This window comes from Dokdonella sp. (assembly GCF_017744955.1).
Lineage (GTDB): Bacteria > Pseudomonadota > Gammaproteobacteria > Xanthomonadales > Rhodanobacteraceae > Dokdonella_A.
On sequence record NZ_JAGIAG010000006.1, the window covers coordinates 239321 to 257984 of the forward strand.

The window sequence follows — 18664 nt, forward strand, 5'->3', positions numbered from 1 at the left end:
ATCGACAGGCTTTTAAATCAGAGGCTTGGGGCCAGCAACGGCTAAGCTTGTTCGCCAGCGAGCGGTCTGCGTCCGGAAGCGGACAGCACGCTCGATGCCTAGCAGGGAAAGCGGTTTCTCGCGGAGACGCAGAGAACGCAGAGGAAAAGCGCCTCGAACCATTGCTCTCTCTGCGTTCTTCGCGTCTCTGCGAGAATGCTTCTCTTCCGCAGCCCCGACGACGCGCGAAAAAATACTTTCCCTGCCGTGTAGAGAACCCGCGCCCGGCTCCGACTACACCGTGAACGCACCCGTTCCGGGCGCGGATACCGAGGAGAGAATCCCATGAAATACATGCTGATGATGCACGCCCCGAAGGAAGGCTGGACCACCGCCGGCATCGGCACCTGGGCGCCGGAGGACATCCAGGCGCACATCCGCTTCATGATGGACTTCAACCGCAAGCTGAAGGCCTCCGGCGAATTCGTCGACGCGCAAGGCCTGGCCGGACCGGAGGAAGCCAAGAGCGTGCGCGCGCGCAAGGACGGCACGCCGGACACCGACGGTCCGTTCGCCGAGACCAAGGAATTCCTCGCCGGCTTCTGGATCCTCGACGTCGACAGCGCCGAGCGCGTCTACGAGATCGCCGCGCAGATCTCGATGGCACCCGGCAAGGGCGGCGCGCCGCTGCACATGCCGATCGAAGTGCGGCAAGTGATGAGCGCGCCGCCGGTCGACTGAGCGTGGCCGAGGACGCCGGCCTCGAATGCCTGCTGCGCGAACTCGCGCCGCAGGTGCTCGGCGCGGTGGCGCGCCGTTTCGGCGACTTCGCCGCCGCCGAGGACGCCACGCAGGAGGCCCTGCTCGCCGCCGCGCTGCAATGGCCGCGCGACGGCCGGCCCGAGAATCCGCGCGGCTGGCTGATCCACGTCGCCGCGCGCCGCCTGACCGACCAGATCCGCGCCGACTTCGCGCGCCGCCAGCGCGAGGCGTTCCTGTTCCTCTACGACGTCGGCGACGAAGCGATCGATCCGGTGTTCGACGAGGATGGCCTCGATCGCGACGACACGCTGATCCTGCTGTTCCTGTGCTGCCATCCGGCGTTGACGAACGCGTCGGCGATCGCGCTCACCTTGCGCGCGGTCGGCGGCCTGAGCACGGCCGAGATCGCGCGCGCCTTCCTCGTGCCGGAGGCGACCATGGCGCAGCGGATCAGCCGCGCCAAGCAGACGATCCAGGCATCGGGCCTGCCGTTCGAACTGCCGGACGCAGGAGAGCGCGCCGAGCGCCTCGTCGCGGTGCTGCACGTGCTCTATCTGATCTTCAACGAAGGCTACGCCAGCAGCGCCGGCGAGGAGCTGCATCGCCTCGATCTCTCCGACGAGGCGATCCGACTGACCCGCGCGCTGCACGCCCTGCTGCCGCGCGAAACCGAGGTCGCCGGGCTGCTCGCCCTGATGCTGCTGACCGACGCGCGGCGACCCGCGCGCAGCGACGCCGACGGTGCGCTGGTCCCTCTCGACGAACAGGACCGTTCGCAGTGGGACCGCAGCGCGATCGACGAAGGCATCGCGCTGATCAGCGCGACGCTGCCGCGCGGCGCCGTCGGTCCGTATCAATTGCAGGCCGCGATCGCTGCCGTGCACGCCGAGGCGGCACGCGCGGAGGACACCGACTGGCCGCAGATCCAGGCGCTCTACGGCGTGCTGATGCGCCTATCCGACAATCCGATCGTCGCGCTCAACCACGCCGTCGCCGTCGCGATGGCGCAGGGCTTGCGCGCCGGGCTCGACCTGCTCGACGCGCTCGAGGCGAGCGGCCGCCTCGCCGGCCATTACCGCCTCGACGCGGTGCGCGCCCATCTGCTCGAACGGAGCGGCGAGGCGAGCGCGGCGCAGGCGTGCTATCTCCTCGCCGCCGGCAAGACGGCGAGCGTGCCGGAACGAAACTATCTGACGATGCGCGCGGCGACGCTGGCGCACGAACGGAAGCGATCGTGAGACGTACCCTCCGTCGCTCTTCGCTTCCCGTCGCCGGCGACGACGACTCGCCGAACAGTACGAGCGGCTCGCGCAACGCGGCGTGGAGTTCACGCGGAAGCCGACGACAATGGGCCGTCACACTCGCGATTTTCTCCGACACCTGCCGCAACCTGATCCAGGTGTACCAGCAGAACGCGTAAGACCTCTCGCGCCGCCGACGGAGGCGGCGCGATGTCGGGGCTGAGCGCCGTCCTCAGGACGTGAGGCTCAGATGATCGAACGGAAGCGCCTGCGCGCCGAGCTTCGCCAACGCCGCCTCGGTCGCCGTCAACGTGTCCTTGTCGCCGTCGACGACGACGAGGATCTGACCGCGCTCGATCTCCTTCTCGAACTGCCGCCGCACCGCGTCCGGCACGGCCGAGCCGATCAGCGCCGACGACCAGGTGCCGACCATCGCGCCGATCGCGGTGATCAGGCCGGCGCCGGCGATCGTCACGCCGAACGCCGGCACCAGCATCGCGATCACGCCGGCCAGGAGGCCGAGCGACCCGCCCTCCAGGGCGCCGCGCAGCGCGGCCGGCACGGTGTCCTTCTCCACGTTGATCCGGTCGGGCGAAATCGATTCGAGTTCGACGTCCGAGCGCGCGACCAGGGAGATGCAGTCGTCGCGAATGCCGTTCGCGCGCGCTGCCGCGATCGCGGAACTGGCGACGTGCACGTCGGGAGCGCTGAATACGCGTCGATGTTTCATGGCGATCCTCCTGGCCGGCGAAGCTGCCTTCGAAACCGAGCAAGATGCGAGCCGAATCGCATCCGCCGTTCGGACGTCTAGGTACCCAGCGGTTCCACCGCCTCGATGTCGCTGAGCCAGAGCTCGGCGCTCCACGGCGGTGCGGAGGGGTCGTCGATGCGCACGACGGCGTTGATTCCCTCCGTACCGTGGACATCCTCGAACACCTGGACGCAGGGACGCTCCACCACCGTGCCGGTGAAGACCTGGCCGTTGCGTTCGACGATGCGTACCGGCTCTCCAGTCGGCATCTCGGTCACCAGTCGCGTGATCCGTTCGATGTCGTCCGCTTGCGTACAGATGGTTTTTGCGATTCGACTCATGGAGTCTATGAAGCTCCTTGCGCAGGAAACCGTCGCTGAACTCGCAGCGCCGCAACGAGCGATCGGTACCGCGCACGGGAAATTTTTTCGCACTTCGTTCCGGCCTTCTTTCCATGTCGTTCATCCGCAGCGTGGCATATCCCTTGCTGCGTCGATCCTGCCGGCGCATCGCCGCAGGCAACGACAAGCCCATCCGTCCGACAAGCCCGTCCGTCCGAAACGAAGGAGGCCACCGATGCCGGAGAAAAAAACCCTCGAGAAAGCCAGGCGCGCGAAGCGACAGGGAAAAGCGCCGAGCACGCAGGCCGGAGCCTTCGTGCAGGAGGAAATCGAGCACGTCCGCGAAGGAAAGCACGGCGCGCGCTCGACCAAGCAGGCGATCGCGATCGGCCTGTCGAAGGCGCGGCGCGCCGGCGTCGCCGTTCCCAAGCGCGGTGCGGCGGCGAAGAAGAAGAGCGCCACGAAGAAGAAGAGCACCGCTGCGAAAGCGCGCAAGACGCCGTCCGCCAAGCGCTCGCGAGCGACGACGAACGCGTTGAAGCGCGAAAGCCACGCAGCCGGTTCGCATCGCGCATTGTCCAAGCAAGCGCACTCGGCCGCACGCAAGCGCAGCGCGGCGAGCCGCTCCGCGGCGGCGAAGAAGGCGGCACGCACGAAAGGCGCGTCCGGGCGCTCCGCGGCGGCGAAGAAGGCCGCACGGACGCGCGCGCGCAAGAGCCGCTAGCCATGGCCGCTGCTCGAAAACGCAGTCCGACGCATCGCTGGTCCGCCCGCGTCACCGCCACCAGCGATGCGCTCGATCTTCGCGAAGGCGTGTTCAAGCTCGACGATCCGAAGGCGATCGCGCGATCGCTCAAGCGGTCGGCGGAACGGAGCCACCGCCGCAAGGTCGATCCGTTCCGCTCGGCGATGTCGATGCTGACCTTCTACATCAATCGCGCGGGTGCGAATCTGCCCAAACGAAGGCGCGCCACGCTGGAACAGGCGAAGGTCGAGTTGCGCAAGGTGCGCACGCGATCGGCCGGCTCGACGCGTGCGTCGCATCGCGCTTCGTCACGGCGTGCGCCGGCGCGATCGGGCGGAAGCGCGCGATAGGCGCCGCTTCGTGTGCATCCACGCCGCAACGAGGGGCGACGGACGCGCACCGAATTCCCTCCCGGCGGAAAAATGTTCGCGACGGGGCGCGCAATCCCGACTCACGGCCGAGCACCTGCGGCGCCCCGCCCCTGTTTCCGCGTGGCACGGCAGATGCAGCCGCATACCCGACACGAGCCCGCAGTGACGCAACGGAGGTCCACAATGGCCGGCAAACTGAACGGCAAGACCGTCGCCATTCTGGCGACGAACGGTTTCGAGCAATCCGAGCTGGAAGTGCCCAAGCAGGCGCTCGAAGGCGCCGGCGCCGCCGTCGACGTCATCGCTCCCAATCCCGGCGAGATCCAGGGTTTCATGCACTTCGACAAGGGCACGGCGGTCGAAGTCGACTGTACGCTCGACGAAGTCAGCGCCAAGGACTATGACGCGCTCGTGCTGCCCGGCGGCGTGTTCAACCCCGATGCGCTGCGCACGGACGAGAAAGCGGTGCGCTTCGTGCGCGATTTCTTCGACGAGCACAAGCCGGTGGGCGCGATCTGCCACGGCGGCTGGACATTGATCGACGCCGGCGTCGTCGAGGGGCGGCGAATGACGTCGGTGCGCAGCATCCGCACCGATCTGCGCAATGCCGGTGCGACGGTGCTCGACGAGGAAGTCGTCGTCGACGAGGGACTGGTCACCAGCCGCACGCCGCACGACCTGCCGGCGTTCTGCCGCACGCTCGTCGAGGAGATCGCCGAAGGCCGCCATGCCGGCCAGCACGCGGTTACCAGGCGCGCCGGTTCGAAGAAGCCGGCGCAAGCGCACGCGCCGTAGCTCCGCGGAGCGGCGACTGACGACGCCGCTCTTTCGCGTGCAAACCCCACCACCGATGTCGAGGAGGACGCATGATCGTCGATTCCCCCAAAACCTGTGCCCACAAGGGCTGCAACTGCGAAGTTCCCGCCGGCCAGACCTATTGCAGTCCGTACTGCGCGAACGCGGTCACCGCCGAAGCCGCGGAGTCCGACGAGGCGCGCTGCGCGTGCGGGCATCCGCAATGCGGCGGCGAAGCGTCGAAGCCGGCCTCACGACAACCGTGATTCCCGAAGAGAAGAAAGGAGTGACGCCATGAATGCGGCGAAGAAGATCAGCGATGTCATGACCCCGGGCGTGCATCTGGCGACGCCCGACCAGACCATTCACGACGCCGCGGCGAAGATGGCGGCGGAAGACGTCGGCAGCCTGCCGGTCGGCGAGAACGATCGCCTGGTCGGCATGATCACCGACCGCGACATCGTCGTGCGCGCCGTCGCGCTGGGCCTGGATACGCAGACGCCGGTGCGCGAGGTGATGAGCGCGGCGGTGCGCTACTGCTTCGAGGACGAGGACGTCGCCCACGTCGCGCAGAACATGGCCGAACTCGGCGTGCGGCGCCTGCCGGTCGTCGATCGCGACAAGCGCCTGGTCGGCATGGTCGCTCTGAGCAACGTCGCCCACTGCGGCAACAAGGGCGCCGCGAACGAGATGCTGCGCGGTGTCGCCTCGCCGCATTGAGCGTGGATGAATCCGCCGTGGCGACGCGCAAATCGCCGGTGGCGCCTCCGGGCGACCACCGGCATGCCGTCTCCGCGACGAGGCGGCACGCCTACGGCGGCATCGGCGCGGCGAGCGTCGCGGGCTTGCCGCTGCCGAGCAATCCCTGCGACCGGTAGCGCTGCAGGCGGTTGTAGATCGTCTTCGCCGTGATGCCGAGCACGCGCGCGGCATGCCGCTTGTTCTGACCGCAACTCGCCAGCGTCTGCAGCAGCATCTCGCGCTCGACGTCGACGAACTTCATGCCGACCGAGAAGCGCACCGAACCGTCGGTGTCCGTCATCGGCCGCGGCGGTGCCACCGTCGCCGCGATGAGGTCCTCGTCGGAGAGGATGTAGTGCCGCTGCACGACGTGGCGAAGCTCGCGCACGTTGCCCGGCCACGCACATTCGGAAAGCCGCCGCAGCGAGTCCGCGTCGAAGCGGCGCGAGGTGCCGTGACGCTCGTTGAGGCGCGCGAGGAAATGCCGCACCAGCAACGGGATGTCCTCGCGCCGGTCGCGCAGCGGCGGGATCTCGATCGGAAACTCGACCAGCCGGTAGTACAAGTCGGGCCGCAGCCGGCCGCAGGCGATCGCCTGCAGCGGGTCGCGATTGCTCGCCGCGACGACCCGCACCTCGACCGGAATCTCGCGCGTGCCGCCGACGCGGGTCAGCGCGTGCGCCTCGAGCACGCGCAGCAGGAACACCTGCAGTTCGGCCGGCATCTCGGTGATCTCGTCGAGGAACAGCGTGCCGTCGACGGCCTGCTCGAAGAACCCCGCATGCGACTGCACCGCGCCGGTGAACGAGCCGCGCTCGTGTCCGAACAGCTGGCTGCTCAGCAGGTCCGGCGCGATCGCGCCGCAGTTGACCGCGACGAAGCGCCCAGCGCGCCCGCTGAGCTCGTGCATCGCTCGCGCGACGAGCTCCTTGCCGGTGCCGCTTTCGCCGTGCAGGAACACGCACACGTCCAGCGACGCGACGCGCCGGGCTTGCTCGAACAGCTCCAGCATGCCCGGGCTGCGCCCGATCATGCCGCCGAAGCGTCCCGTCTCGGGCGAGCGGCGCGTCAGACCGCAGACGTGCGCCTCTTCCATGAGCTTCGACAGCGCCTTCGCGGCCACCGGCTTGATCAGGTATTCGACCACCGCCGTGCGCACCGCGCGTATCGCGGTTTCGAGCGACGGACTGCCGGTGACGACGGCGGCCTTGCCGTGGCTGTTGAGGTCGATCTCGTCGACGAGATCGAAGCCGCTGCCGTCCGGCAGGATGGCGTCCACCAGCAGCAGGTCGAAGCGGCGGCCGACCGCTATCTGGCGCGCCGCTTCCAGCGTGGCGGCCGAGGTGATGTTGCAGCTCGACGCGTGTGCGATCCGCGCCACCGCGGAGCGGAACTCCGCGCTTCCGTCGACCAGCAGGACATCGCCCGCATCTTGGGAGTAGATCATCGCTTCGACCCTCGTTCGCGTCGCGAGACTGGCGGTCGCGTCATGACCACGCACCTACGGAATAGTCCCCGCGGCGTGCCCGAAAGGTGAAGCCAGCGTTCCCTTCTCCTTAAATCGCCGCTTCCTTCTCGGGAGAGCGCTCGTCGTTTCGGTACCTGAACCGCCAAGCGACGCCATCCGGCGCGATTGCGCGGCGATCCCGTGCCGGAGATCGCATGAATCCATCGCCGTGCGCGCAAAATGGCACCATGCGGACCGCGCCGATTGGCGATTCGCCGCGCGGACCCGAGAGCGAAACTATCGCGGACCCGTCTCGCGAGGATGCGCCATGAAACGCCGTTGCCTGCTCGCCGTGGCCGCCGCCTGCGGGTTCCTCGCCGGAGCGGTCGACGCTGCGCCGAGCCCACGGACCTGCAGCGATGCCGAGTACCGCAAGTTCGATTTCTGGATCGGCGATTGGGACACGTTCGACGTCCCGCTCACGCCCGCATCGAAACCGATCGCGCGCAACCGCGTCGATGCGATCCTAGACGGCTGCGTGATCCGCGAGGACTACGACCAGTTCGACGGGCACCACGGGCAGAGCTTCACGATCTACGACGCGCAGCGCAAAGTCTGGCACCAGAGCTGGGTCACCAACCGCGGCGAACTGCTCGTCCTGGAAGGAAAGCGCGACGGCGACCGCATCGTGCTGGAAGGCGAGGAAGACGGCGCGAAGGGCAAGCGCCGCGTGCGTGCCGTCTGGCAACCGCAGGGCGAGGACGTCCGCGAGATCGCCACCGCTTCGGACGACGGTGGAAAGACCTGGAAGCCGGTGTTCGACATTCTCTTCCGCAGGCAAGGGCACTGATTCGCCGGCATGTCCGCGCTCGCGCAGTCCGACGCCACTGGCCGGACTGCGCGCGAGCCTCGCCTCGGACGCACTCGTATGGACCGCTTCGCGGAGCCGCAGCGGCCCGGCCGACATTGCGCGTTCGAACCGCTCCCCCGGTGCCGAACTCGCATCGGCGCTCTTGATGATTTCCCCATCCGTCGCGAAACATCGAACCGATGGTCACCACGCTCATGGTGCCGAGCCGCTGCCACAAGCAGCCGCGCGGCGCCGCCGAAGCCGAATCGGCGGCACCGCGCAACGGATCGCGCTAAGGCGACCGCCCGCGCGAACCGCGCAGGACCGCGCCGCCGAGCACGGCGAGCAGCAGCAGCAACACCGCCAAAGCGCGCGGATCGTCGACCGGCACCGCCCGGACTTCTCCGGCGCCCGGCACCTCCGGAACGCCGAGCGCGACCGGGTCGACGATGACGCCGTTGGCCGCGCCGTCGGCGTCGAGCGGACCGCCGTCGACGATCGTGTAGGCGACGCTGGTCGCGCCCGATGCCGTCGCCGCGATCGTCGCCGGCACCGATGCGGTGCCGAGCTTCCACAGCGCCCAGTCGGCCGGACGCGACGGGAACGTCAGCGTCACTGCGAGACTCGTACCCACCGCGCAACCCTGCGCGCGCAGCGCGACCGCGCCGTGCGGGAACGACACCGCGGTCGGCAGCTGCAATCCGCTGGTCGCCACGAAGCCGCTCTGCGCCGGATCCAGCGAGCACTGCCCGCCGGCGATGACGATCGTCGCCGGACCGCTGCCGGTGGCCGTCGAGGCGGTCAGCCGGTCGGTCTCGTCGTCGGTGTTGGTCCCCGCGATCGGCGCCAGCGCGACGCCCTGGTAGACCGGATCGGCCGAAGCGACCGGTCCCGGCTGGATCGCGTAGGCCACGTCGCCGTCGAAGGACACGTCGTCGACGCCGGTGATCGTCACGCTCTGCGCGACGTTCCAGTTCGCCGGCGTGAAGGTCACGCTGGCCGGTGCGACGGTCGCCTCGCCGGTGTCGCTGGACGCGAACGGAATGGTCACGTCCGCGCTCGGCTGCGCATTCAGCACGATCGAGAGCGTGGCGCTGCCGCCGGCCTCGCTGGTGACGACCGGCACGGTCGGCGTGATGGATACCCCGGAGCTGTCGTCGTCCGTGTTGATCACCGCCACGTCCGGCGGGTCGACGCCGGCGTAGCCGGGATCGGCGCTGGTCGCCGGCGCGGTGACGATCGAGTAGGCGATGTCGCCGTCGCCGAGTGCGTCGTCGACACCGGTCACCGTCGCGGTCTGCGCGGCGTTCCAGTTGGCCGTCGTGAAGGTGAGGCTGGCCGGCGCCACGACGCCTTCGCCGGTATCGCTGCTCGACAGCGCGATCGTCACGTCGGCGGTCGGCTGCGTGCGCAGCACCACGCTGAAGCTGGCGCTGCCGCCGGCCTCGCTGGTGACCAGGCCCGCGGTCGGCGACACCGTGATGCCGGTCGCGTCGTCGTCGCTGTTGGTCACCGACACGTCCGGCGCATCGAGTCCGGCGTAGTTCGCGTCGGCGCTGACCGCCGCCGCGGTGATGATCGTGTAGGCCACGTCGCCGTCGCCGAGCGCGTCGTCGACGCCGGTCACGGTCACGCTCTGCGCCGTGTTCCAGTTCGCCGCCGTGAAGGTGACGCTACTCGGCGCGACGGTGCCTTCGCCGGTGTCGCTGCTGGACAGCGCGATCGTCACGTCGGCCGTCGGCTGCGTGCGCAGCACCACGCTGAAGCTCGCCGTGCCGCCGGCCTCGCTGGTGACCAGGCCCGCGGTCGGCGACACCGTGATGCCGGCCGCGTCGTCGTCGCTATTGGTCACCGACACATCGGCGGCGTCGATCCCGCTGTAGTCCGCGTCGGTGCTGACGGCCGGCGCGGTGACGATCGCGTAGGCGACGTCACCGTCGGCGAGCGCGTCGTCGACGCCGGTCACGGTGACGGTCTGCGCCGTGTTCCAGTTCGCCGCGGTGAACGTGACGCTCGCCGGCGCGACGTCGCCCTCGCCGGTGTCGTCGCTGGACAGCGCGATCGTCACGTCGGCGGACGGCTGCGTGTTCAGCACCACGGTGAAGGTGGCGCTGCCGCCGGCTTCGCTGGTGACCAGGCCCGCGGTCGGCGACACGGTGATGCCGGCGGTGTCGTCGTCGGTGTTGGTGACCATGACGTCGGCGGCGTTGACGCCGGCGTAGTCCGCATCGCCGCTGACCGCGGCGGCGGTGACGATCGAGTAGGCGACGTCGCCGTCGATGAGCGGATCGTCGACGCCGGTGGCGGTGACCGTCTGCGGCACGTTCCAGTCCGACGCGGTGAACGTCACGCTAGCCGGTGCGACCGTGCCTTCGCCCGTGTCGTTGCTCGACAGCGCGATCGTCACGTCGGCGGACGGCTGCGTGTTCAGCGCGATGGTGAACGTCGCCGTGCCGCCGGCCTCGCTGGTGACCAGGCCCGCGGTCGGCGAGACGGCGATGCCGGCCACGTCGTCGTCCGCGTTGCTGGCGGCGACGTCCTCCGCATCGATGCCGGCGTAGTTCGGATCGGCGCTGGTCGCCGGCGCGGTCACGATCGAGTAGGCGACGCTGCCGTCGACCTGCGGATCGTCGACGCCGGTGACGGTGACCGTCTGCGCCACGTTCCAGTCCGCCGGCGTGAAGACCACGCTGGCCGGAGCGGCCGTGCCCTCGCCGGCATCGCTGCTGGAAAGGCCGATGGTGACGTCGGCGGTCGGCTGCGTATTGAGCACGACGGTGAAGGTCGCGGTGCCGCCCGCCTCGGTGGTGGCCAGGCCGGCGGTCGGCGCGACGGTGATGCCGGCGGTGTCGTTGTCGGTGTTGGTGACTTCCACGTCGTCCGCGTCGACGCCGTCGTAGGACGGATCGGCGCTGGCGGCCGGATCGGTGACGATCGCGTAGACCACGTCGCCGTCGTCCTCGAAGTCGTCGACGCCCGTCACCGTCACGGTCTGCGGCTGGTCCCAGTCCAGCGGCGTGAACGTCACGCTCGCCGGCAGCGCGGTGCCCTCGCCCGGATCGTCGCTGGCCAGCGCGATGGTGACGTCCGCGGTCGGCTGGCTGTCGAGCACGAGGTTGAACGCGGCCGTGGCGCCGGCCTCGCTGGTGACCAGCCCGAGCGCCGGCGTCACGCTGACGCCGGCCGTGTCGTCGTCGGTGTTGCTGACGGCGACGTCGTCGGCGTCGCGGCCGGCGTAGCCCGGATCGGACGAGGTGGCCGGCGCGGTGACGATCGTATACGCCACGTCGCCGTCGTCGAGCGCGTCGTCGACGCCGCTCACGGTCACGGTCTGCGCGCTGCTCCAGTTGGCCGCGGTGAAGGTGATGCTGGCCGGCGACACCGTGCCTTCGCCGGTGTCGCTGCTGCTCAGCGCGATGGTGACGTCGGCGGTCGGCTGCGAGGCCAGCGCGACGGCGAAGCTCGCGCTGCCGCCGGCCTCCGTCGTGACCAGGCCGCCGATGGGCGCCACCACGATGCCGGCAGTGTCGTCGTCGGTGTTCGTCACGCCGACGTCGGCGGCGTCGCGCCCGGAATAGCCGGCGTCGGCGCTCGTCGCCGGTGCGGTGAGGATGGTGTAGGCGACGTCGCCGTCGTCGACGTCGTCGTCGACGCCGGTGACGGTCACCGTCTGCGCGCCGTTCCAGTTCGCCGCGGTGAACGTCACGCTGGCCGGCGCGACCGTGCCTTCGCCGGTATCGCTGCTGGACAGCGCGATCGTCACGTCGGCGGTCGGCTGGCTGCCGAGCACGATCGTGAACGTCGCGGTGCCGCCGGCTTCCGTCGTGTTCAGGCCGCCCGTCGTCGACACCGCGATCGCGGCGGTGTCGTCGTCGAGGTTGGTGACCGCCGCGTCGGCGGCGTCGCGTCCGTTGTAGCCGGGATCGGCGCTGATCGCCGGCGCGGTCACGACCGCGTAGGCGACGTCGCCGTCGTCGACCAGGTCGTCGACGCCGATAACCGAGACGTTCTGCGGCACGTTCCAGTTCGCCGCGGTGAACGTCACGCCCGGCGCGCCGACCACGATGCCCTCGCCGGCATCGCTGCTCGACAGCGGGATCGTGACGTCGGCGGTCGGCTGCGAGGTGAGCACGACGGCGAACGTGGCGACGCCGCCGGCCTCGGTGGTGACCAGTCCGCTGGTCGGGCTGACCACGATGCCGGCGGCGTCGTCGTCGAGGTTGGTCGCGGCGACGTCGGCCGGGTTCATGCCGTTGTACGCGCCGTCGGCACTGGCCGCCGCGCCGGTGAGCACGGTGTAAGGCACGTCGCCGTCGTCGACCGCGTCGTCGACGCCGGTGACGGTCACCGGCTGGGCCGTGCTCCAGTTGGCCGGCGTGAAGGTCAGGCTGCTCGGCGACACGGTGCCTTCGCTGGTGTCGCTGCTGCTCAGCGCGACGGTGACGTTCGCCGTGGGCTGCGAGGTCAGCGCGACGGTGAAGGCAGCGGTGCCGCCGGCTTCGGTGGTGACCAGGCCGGTCGTCGGCGTCACCGCGAAGCCGGCGACGTCGTCGTTGACGATGGTGCCCTGCCCCTGCGCGTCCGTCACGGTCGCGTTGGTCACGTTGGTGACGTTGACGAAGAAGGTCTCGTTCGCCTCGGCCGTGAGATCGCCGTTGACCAGCACGCTGAACGCATAGGTCGAGCTGCCGGCCGGAATCGTCTGCGCGGTCAGCGATTTCTGCGCATAGTCGCCCGGCGCGACGGCGGTGTTGTTGGCGGTCGCGATGTCGAAAGTGACGCCGCCCGGCCCCGCTGGCGCGCTGAGGCTGACGGTGAAGGCGAAGGTGGTGGTGCCGCTGTTGCCCTCGTTGAGGGAGACGTCGTTGATGCTCAGGTTCGGCAGCGCCACACCGGTGCCGGTCAGCGTGATGTCGAACGGATTCTCGTCGGCGTCGTTGCTGGCGATGTGGATGTCGGCGCTGCGCGCGCCGGCCGCGCCGGGAGCGAACTGCACGGTGAACGTGGTCGTGCCCGACGCCGCCACCGGCGCGGTCGGATTGGCGGTGACGGTGAAGTCGCCCGGGTTGGCGCCGGTCTTGGTGATCGCAAGGCCGGTGAGGTTGGCGGTGCCGGAATTGCGGATCGTGAAGGTCAGGCTGGTATTGCTGCCGAGGTAGATCGAGCCGAACGCCTTGCTGCCGCCGTCGGCGATGTTGGTTCCGGCCGGCTGCTCCACCGCGATCTCCGGTGCCGCCGCCGGCACGTCGCCGAACACGCGCGCGTAGAGGTCGTCGGTGTTGCCGGTGGCGTTGTTCTCGTCGCGCATCAGCACGGCGAAGCCGCTGCCGGCTTTGACGATGGCCTGCGGCGTCTGCTCGTCGGGCGTACCGGTCGGCTCGCTGTCGTGCACGCGGATCGAGGCATGCACCGGATTGCCGGCATTGTTGAACAGTCGCACCCAGGTGTCGCCGCCGCTGGTGGCGTTGCTGCCGTTGCCCTGGTCGTTATTCGCGCCGTCGTCTTCGTTGTGCGCGGAATTCCAGGTCACCGCGAAGCCGCCGCTGGTCGCCGCCAGCTTCGGGATGTTCTGGCTACCGCTGCCGTTGGGATTGATGTCCGTGTATGGGAACAGCACGCCGGTGCGCGCCGTGCCGTTGGCGTTGAACAAGCGGACCGCCGAGGCGTAGCCGCCGCCGTCGATCGAGGTGCCGGTGCCGCCGCTGCCCGACGTGCGCACGCGCACGCCGGCCGCGAAGCCGCCGTCGTCGAGTGCGATCAGGCCGCGCGCCGCGTCGTAGTCGTCGAACAGCGCGTCGGACGCCGGGCCGGCGATCATGATGCTCGGGCCGGCCGGCGCGCCGCCGGCGGTGAACGCGCGCGCGTAGAAGTCGTCGGTGTTGCCGGTGGCGTCGTCGTCCTCCTTCCAGACGATGGCGAAGCCGCCGCCGGTCAGGGCTACCACCCCATATGGGTATTCGCTGTCGTCGGTACGCAGGTCGTTCACGCGCACCGTCGTGCTGGTGCCCACGCCTGAGTCGTTGAACGTGCGCGCGTAGGCCTCGCCGCCGGTCGTGCCGTTGAAGCCGGCGCCGGCGTCGACGAAGCCGGGATCGTTCGTGTTGCGGTTGGAGTTCCAGGTGGCGACGAAACCACCGCCGGCGAGCGCGGCGAGCTGCGGCGCGTCCTGGTTGCCGCTGCCGTCCGGATTGATGTCGGCATAGGGAAGGATCAGGCCGGACACCGCCGCGCCCGCGGCGTTGAACACCTGGATGTAGCCGGCGCCGCCGCCGCCGTCCGTGCTGACGCCGGTGCCGTCGTTGTTCTGGTCGCGCGTGCTCCAGGCGACCGCGACGTTGCCGTTGGCGAGCGCGATCAGGCTGCGCCCGCCGAGCAGGTTGTCGAAGTCCTTGAAGAACGCGTTCTGGCCGGCGCCGCCCAGGCGCACGCTCGCCGCCTGCGGCGTGCCGTTGGCGGAGTACACGCGCAGGAAGTAGTCGTCGGTATTGCCGCTGGCGTCGTTCTCGTCGTGCCAGACGACGGCGAAGCCGCCGCCGGTCAGGCCGACCACGGCGGCGGGATCCTGCTCGTCCGGGGCGCCGTTGGGATCGTTCTCGTTGATGTGGAACGTGCCGCTGACGGGAGTGCCCGTCGCGCTGTAGACGCGGCCGTAGGCGTCGCCGCCGGAAGCGCCGTTCTGATAGGTGTCGCCCGGCCCGCCGGCCGAGTTCCACACCATCACGAAGCCGCCGCCGCTGAGTGCGGCGAGCTGCGGCGTGTTCTGGCGCCCGGTGCCGTCGGCGTTGATGTCCAGGTACGGCGCGACCACGCCGGAGACCGGCGTGCCGGTGGTTCCCGACAGGATCTTGAAGAACGCGCCGTGCAGCTTGCCGTTGGCGCCGTCGGGCGAATCGGGCGACGCGGCGGCGTTCGGCCGCGAGCTCCACGCGGCGACGACGTTGCCGCCGGTCAGGCCGACCAGCGCGCGGACCGGATGGTTGTCCTTGAAAAACGGATCGTGGTTCAGGACGCCGCCGGCCGCCACGTTCGCCAGCGGCCCGACGGGGTCGCCGGGAGCGGCAAAGGCGACGCCGGAAGCGGCGACGAGCACGGCCAGCAGTGCCGGACGCAGCAGGCGTCGGCCCCCGACTCGGAACGATACGAACATGTGGTCTCCCCCTGGAGCAGCACGTCGTTGCGACGTACTGATGCGCAAGCGTCGCGCTAAAAAGTTACAGATGCAAGTGTGATCAATTAGACAAATTCCCCAACTTCACATTGCAGGCACATCGACCCCGCACCCGCGGCGACAGGACGGCAAGGAAGGCGCGCCGCCGATCCGTGGCCCCGGCCGCCCTTCCCGCGGCGCGCCGGGCCCGAATCGCACGCTCGCGCGCGACCTGCGAGAATTGCGCATGCCTACCTTCTCCTCCCTCCCCCTTTCCGCTCCCCTGCAGCGCGCGCTCGACGGACTCGGCTACGTCGAGACGACGCCGGTGCAGGCCGCCGCCCTGCCGGCCCTGCTGGACGGGCGCGACCTGATCGCGCAGGCGCCGACCGGCAGCGGCAAGACCGTCGCCTTCGGCCTCGGCCTGCTGCACCGGCTCGATCCCGCCTACGTGAAGCCGCAGGCCCTGGTGCTCTGTCCGACGCGCGAACTGGCCGACCAGGTCGCCAAGGAGATCCGCCGGCTGGCGGCGGCGATTCCGAACCTCAAGGTGCTGCTGCTGACCGGCGGCGTGCCGCTGGCGCCGCAGCTGGCCTCGCTGCGCAAGGACTCGCACGTGGTAGTTGGCACGCCGGGACGCGTGCAGGAGGTGCTGGAGACCAACGCACTGTCGCTGGCGAAGGTGCGCACGCTGGTGCTCGACGAAGCCGACCGCATGCTCGACATGGGCTTCGAGAAGGCGATCCGCGAGATCGTCCGCCACCTGCCGCCGCAGCGCCAGGGACTGCTCTTCTCGGCCACCTACCCCGAAGACATCCGCCGCATCGGCCGCGAATTCCTGCACGAGCCGGTCGAGGTGACGATCGCCGACGCGCAGGAGAAACCGCAGATCGAGCAGCGCTTCTACGAGGTCGATACGCCGCGCAAGCCCGCCGCGCTGGCGGCGCTGCTCGGCGAGACCGCGCCGGAATCGTGCATCGTGTTCTGCAACACGCGGCGCGAGGTCGACGAGGTGGCCGAATCGCTCGGCGGCGCCGGCATCCACGCGCTCGCGCTGCACGGCGATCTCGACCAGCGCGATCGCGACGAGGTGCTCGTGCGCTTCGCCAACCGCAGCTGCCGCGTCCTGGTCGCCAGCGACGTCGCCGCGCGCGGGCTGGACGTCAAGGACCTCGACACCGTGGTCAACTACGAGCTGCCGCCGGACGCCGACACCTACCTGCACCGCATCGGCCGCACCGGCCGCGCCGGCCGCAGCGGGCTGGCGCTGAACCTCGTCGCTCCGCGCGAGCAGCCGCGGGCGCGCAAGCTCGCCGAAGCCAACGGCGCCGAGCTGCGCTGGGAGACGCTGAAGACGAACCGGCCCGCGCCGCTGCCGGCGCCGATGGCGACGCTGCGCATCGACGCCGGCCGCAGCGACAAGATGCGTCCCGGCGACATCCTCGGCGCGCTGACCGGCGACGCCGGCCTGCCCGCCGCGGCGGTCGGCAAGATCGACGTGTTCCCGACGCGCTGCTACGTCGCGATCCGCCGCGAGGACGCGGCGCAGGCGCTGGCGCGCCTGCGCGCCGGCCGCATCAAGGGACGCAACGTGCGCGTGGCGCGGCTGTGAATCGGCCGCGCTCGCGCGGATGCGGAATCAAGGCAGCGGCCATCGGATGAGCCCGTGCGGCGCGATCCGCCGCCCGCGGCGTCAAACGCGATTCACCATTCCCTGCGTACGCTTCACCGGTTTTCCGGACAGGATCGCCCCATGCTTCCAAGCCGTGTGCTGTGCGGCATTCTCTCGCTGGCGCTCGCTGGCGCCGTTGCCGCCGAGGAGCCGCCGGCCGCGGCACCGCCGCCGACGGTCGACGCACCGGTCATGGATACCGTGCTGGTCACCGGCGAGCAGCCCGGGCCGGGACTGTGGAAGGTGTCGAAAGGCGACCACGTGCTGTGGATCCTCGGCACCTGGTCGCCGCTGCCGGCCGGCATGAGCTGGCGCTCCAAGCAGGCCGAGGAACTCATCGCGCAGTCGCAGGAAGTGCTGACCACGCCGCGCGCGAACGTCGAGATCGGCTTCTTCCGCCGCCTGACCCTGCTGCCTTCGTTGATCGGCGTGCGCAAGAACGCCGACGGCGACAAGCTCGAGGACGTGCTGCCGCCGGACCTGTACGCGCGCTGGCAGGTATTGAAGGAACGCTACATCGGCCGCGACAAGGGCATCGAGCGGCAAAGACCGATGTTCGCCGCGCGCGAGCTGTACCGCAAGGCGATCGCCAAGTCCGGACTCAGCCTGAAGAACGACGCGCAGTCGCTGGTGCGCGAGATCGCCAAGCAGCACGGCGTGAAGGTCGAGGAAGTCAACGTCGAGATCGAGGTCGACGATCCGCGCCAGGCGATCCGCGAGTTCAAGAGCTCGCCGCGCGAGGCCGACGTCGCCTGCCTGCGCGCGACGATGGACCGGCTGGAAACCGATCTCGCGGCGATGAAGCAGCGCGCCAACGCCTGGGCCAGCGGCGATCTGGAAAGCCTGCGCAACCTCCCCTACGTCGACCAGACGCGCACCTGCATCAGCGGCGTCGCCAGCGCGCCGGGCCTGCGCGAACGCATCGCCGCGGCGCAGGCGCGCGTCGCCGAGGAATGGACCAGGGCCGCCGAAAACGCGCTCGCGCGCAACGCGAGCACGTTCGCCGTGCTGCCGATGGAGGAGCTGACCAAGAACGACGGCTGGCTCTCGCGCCTCGGCGCGAAGGGCTACGCGGTCGAGGCGCCGGAATGACGGACGCATCGCCGGACGCGGATTCCGACGCCGAGGTGATCGCGGCGACCCGGCGCTGGATCGAGCGCGCCGTGATCGGCCTCGGGCTGTGCCCGTTCGCGCGCACGCCGTTCGCGCAGCAGCGCGTGCGCTACCGCGTCAGCGCCGCGCGCGACACCGAGGCGCTCGCGGCGGACCTGCGCGAAGAAGCGCAGCGGCTGGTCGAAAGCGATCCGCAGGCGCTCGAAACCACCCTGCTGATCCATCCGCACGTGCTCGACGATTTCCTCGACTACAACGATTTCCTCGACGTCGCCGAAGCGACGCTCGGCGAGCTGGACCTCGACGCCGACCTGCAGATCGCCAGCTTCCACCCACGCTACCAGTTCGGCGACGCCGAAGCCGACGCGATCGAGAACTGCACCAACCGCTCGCCGTATCCGATCCTGCACCTGCTGCGCGTCGACAGCGTCGAGGCGGCGGTCGAATCGGTGCGCGATCCCGAAGCGATCTACCAGCGCAACATCGACACCCTGCGCCGGCTCGGGCCGGATGGCTGGAACGCGCTCTGGGACGACCAAGGGGATATTTCAACGCGCCGGCGGAACGACTAGGATTTGCGGTGGCGCCGCCGCAAGCCTCACCGGCGGCGACGCCACTGACCACACCGTCCAGGAGGCCGTATGAAAGGCTTGAACCAGAAGAAGACCGAGAAGAAGAAACCGGAAAAGAACCTGAAGGAAAAGCGCGC

The 18664-nt window shown here is 69.8% G+C and carries 16 protein-coding genes; 12 read left to right on the forward strand and 4 right to left on the reverse strand.

All coding sequences use genetic code 11. From position 1 onward, the window contains the following. Positions 1-324 precede the first annotated feature (324 nt). From J7520_RS14380 to J7520_RS14390, 3 genes are read left to right on the forward strand one after another with little or no spacing between them, the layout of a single operon-like run. Positions 325-720 (forward strand): YciI family protein, encoded by a 396-nt coding sequence (locus J7520_RS14380; RefSeq protein ID WP_291189457.1) that lies wholly within the window; start codon positions 325-327, stop codon positions 718-720. Positions 721-722: 2 nt separating this feature from the next. Continuing rightward, positions 723-1979, forward strand: coding sequence for a DUF6596 domain-containing protein (locus tag J7520_RS14385; RefSeq protein WP_291189459.1), 1257 nt, complete (start codon positions 723-725; stop codon positions 1977-1979). Continuing rightward, positions 1976-2161: a hypothetical protein gene (locus tag J7520_RS14390; protein WP_291189461.1), complete on the forward strand. Its 186-nt coding sequence runs from the start codon at positions 1976-1978 to the stop codon at positions 2159-2161. Before J7520_RS14385 ends, J7520_RS14390 begins: the two co-directional genes overlap by 4 nt. Before the next feature lie 53 nt (positions 2162-2214). Here the strand turns inward: J7520_RS14390 and J7520_RS14395 are convergent, their stop codons facing one another. Both J7520_RS14395 and J7520_RS14400 read right to left on the reverse strand, forming a co-directional pair. Then, positions 2215-2712: a DUF1269 domain-containing protein gene (locus J7520_RS14395; protein WP_291189463.1), complete on the reverse strand. Its 498-nt coding sequence runs from the start codon at positions 2710-2712 to the stop codon at positions 2215-2217. Between the two features lie 77 nt (positions 2713-2789). After that, on the reverse strand, positions 2790-3074 hold the full coding sequence (locus J7520_RS14400) for a DUF3247 family protein (RefSeq protein ID WP_291189465.1): 285 nt from the start codon (positions 3072-3074) through the stop codon (positions 2790-2792). A 235-nt stretch (positions 3075-3309) separates the two neighbouring features. On the opposite strand from J7520_RS14400, the gene J7520_RS14405 reads away from it, so the two are divergent. The 5 genes from J7520_RS14405 (at position 3310) to J7520_RS14425 (ending at position 5705) form a co-directional block, all read left to right on the forward strand. Further along, a complete protein-coding gene (locus tag J7520_RS14405; protein WP_291189581.1) occupies positions 3310-3798 on the forward strand; it encodes a DUF6496 domain-containing protein in 489 nt (162 codons plus the stop codon). Between the two features lie 2 nt (positions 3799-3800). Continuing rightward, positions 3801-4169 carry a DUF3175 domain-containing protein gene (locus tag J7520_RS14410; protein ID WP_291189466.1) on the forward strand — a complete coding sequence of 123 codons (369 nt, stop codon included), beginning with the start codon at positions 3801-3803 and terminating at the stop codon, positions 4167-4169. A gap of 204 nt (positions 4170-4373) precedes the next feature. Beyond that, complete coding sequence (locus J7520_RS14415) at positions 4374-4985, forward strand: type 1 glutamine amidotransferase domain-containing protein (RefSeq protein WP_291189468.1); 612 nt, start codon at positions 4374-4376, stop codon at positions 4983-4985. A 71-nt stretch (positions 4986-5056) separates the two neighbouring features. Further along, positions 5057-5251, forward strand: a complete 195-nt coding sequence (locus tag J7520_RS14420) for a hypothetical protein (protein ID WP_291189470.1) — start codon at positions 5057-5059, stop codon at positions 5249-5251. 28 nt (positions 5252-5279) lie between these two features. Further along, positions 5280-5705, forward strand: coding sequence for a CBS domain-containing protein (locus J7520_RS14425; protein ID WP_291189472.1), 426 nt, complete (start codon positions 5280-5282; stop codon positions 5703-5705). A 91-nt stretch (positions 5706-5796) separates the two neighbouring features. Here the strand turns inward: J7520_RS14425 and J7520_RS14430 are convergent, their stop codons facing one another. Next, the gene (locus J7520_RS14430) at positions 5797-7173 is read right to left on the reverse strand and encodes a sigma-54 dependent transcriptional regulator (protein ID WP_291189474.1); all 1377 of its coding nucleotides are present in this window, start codon (positions 7171-7173) and stop codon (positions 5797-5799) included. A gap of 328 nt (positions 7174-7501) precedes the next feature. Between J7520_RS14430 and J7520_RS14435 the strand changes: the two genes are divergently transcribed. Next, complete coding sequence (locus J7520_RS14435; protein ID WP_291189476.1) at positions 7502-8023, forward strand: hypothetical protein; 522 nt, start codon at positions 7502-7504, stop codon at positions 8021-8023. Positions 8024-8315: 292 nt separating this feature from the next. Here J7520_RS14435 and J7520_RS14440 read toward each other — a convergent pair whose 3' ends face one another. Then, positions 8316-15170, reverse strand: coding sequence for a choice-of-anchor U domain-containing protein (locus tag J7520_RS14440; protein ID WP_291189478.1), 6855 nt, complete (start codon positions 15168-15170; stop codon positions 8316-8318). A gap of 247 nt (positions 15171-15417) precedes the next feature. Here J7520_RS14440 and dbpA point away from each other — a divergent pair, with 247 nt between their 5' ends. The 3 genes from dbpA (at position 15418) to J7520_RS14455 (ending at position 18527) form a co-directional block, all read left to right on the forward strand. Continuing rightward, the gene (gene dbpA / locus J7520_RS14445) at positions 15418-16782 is read left to right on the forward strand and encodes an ATP-dependent RNA helicase DbpA (protein ID WP_291189480.1); all 1365 of its coding nucleotides are present in this window, start codon (positions 15418-15420) and stop codon (positions 16780-16782) included. A gap of 141 nt (positions 16783-16923) precedes the next feature. After that, positions 16924-17934 carry a TraB/GumN family protein gene (locus J7520_RS14450; protein ID WP_291189482.1) on the forward strand — a complete coding sequence of 337 codons (1011 nt, stop codon included), beginning with the start codon at positions 16924-16926 and terminating at the stop codon, positions 17932-17934. Then, the gene (locus J7520_RS14455; protein ID WP_291189483.1) at positions 17931-18527 is read left to right on the forward strand and encodes a DUF1415 domain-containing protein; all 597 of its coding nucleotides are present in this window, start codon (positions 17931-17933) and stop codon (positions 18525-18527) included. Before J7520_RS14450 ends, J7520_RS14455 begins: the two co-directional genes overlap by 4 nt. The last annotated feature ends 137 nt before the right edge of the window (positions 18528-18664 follow it).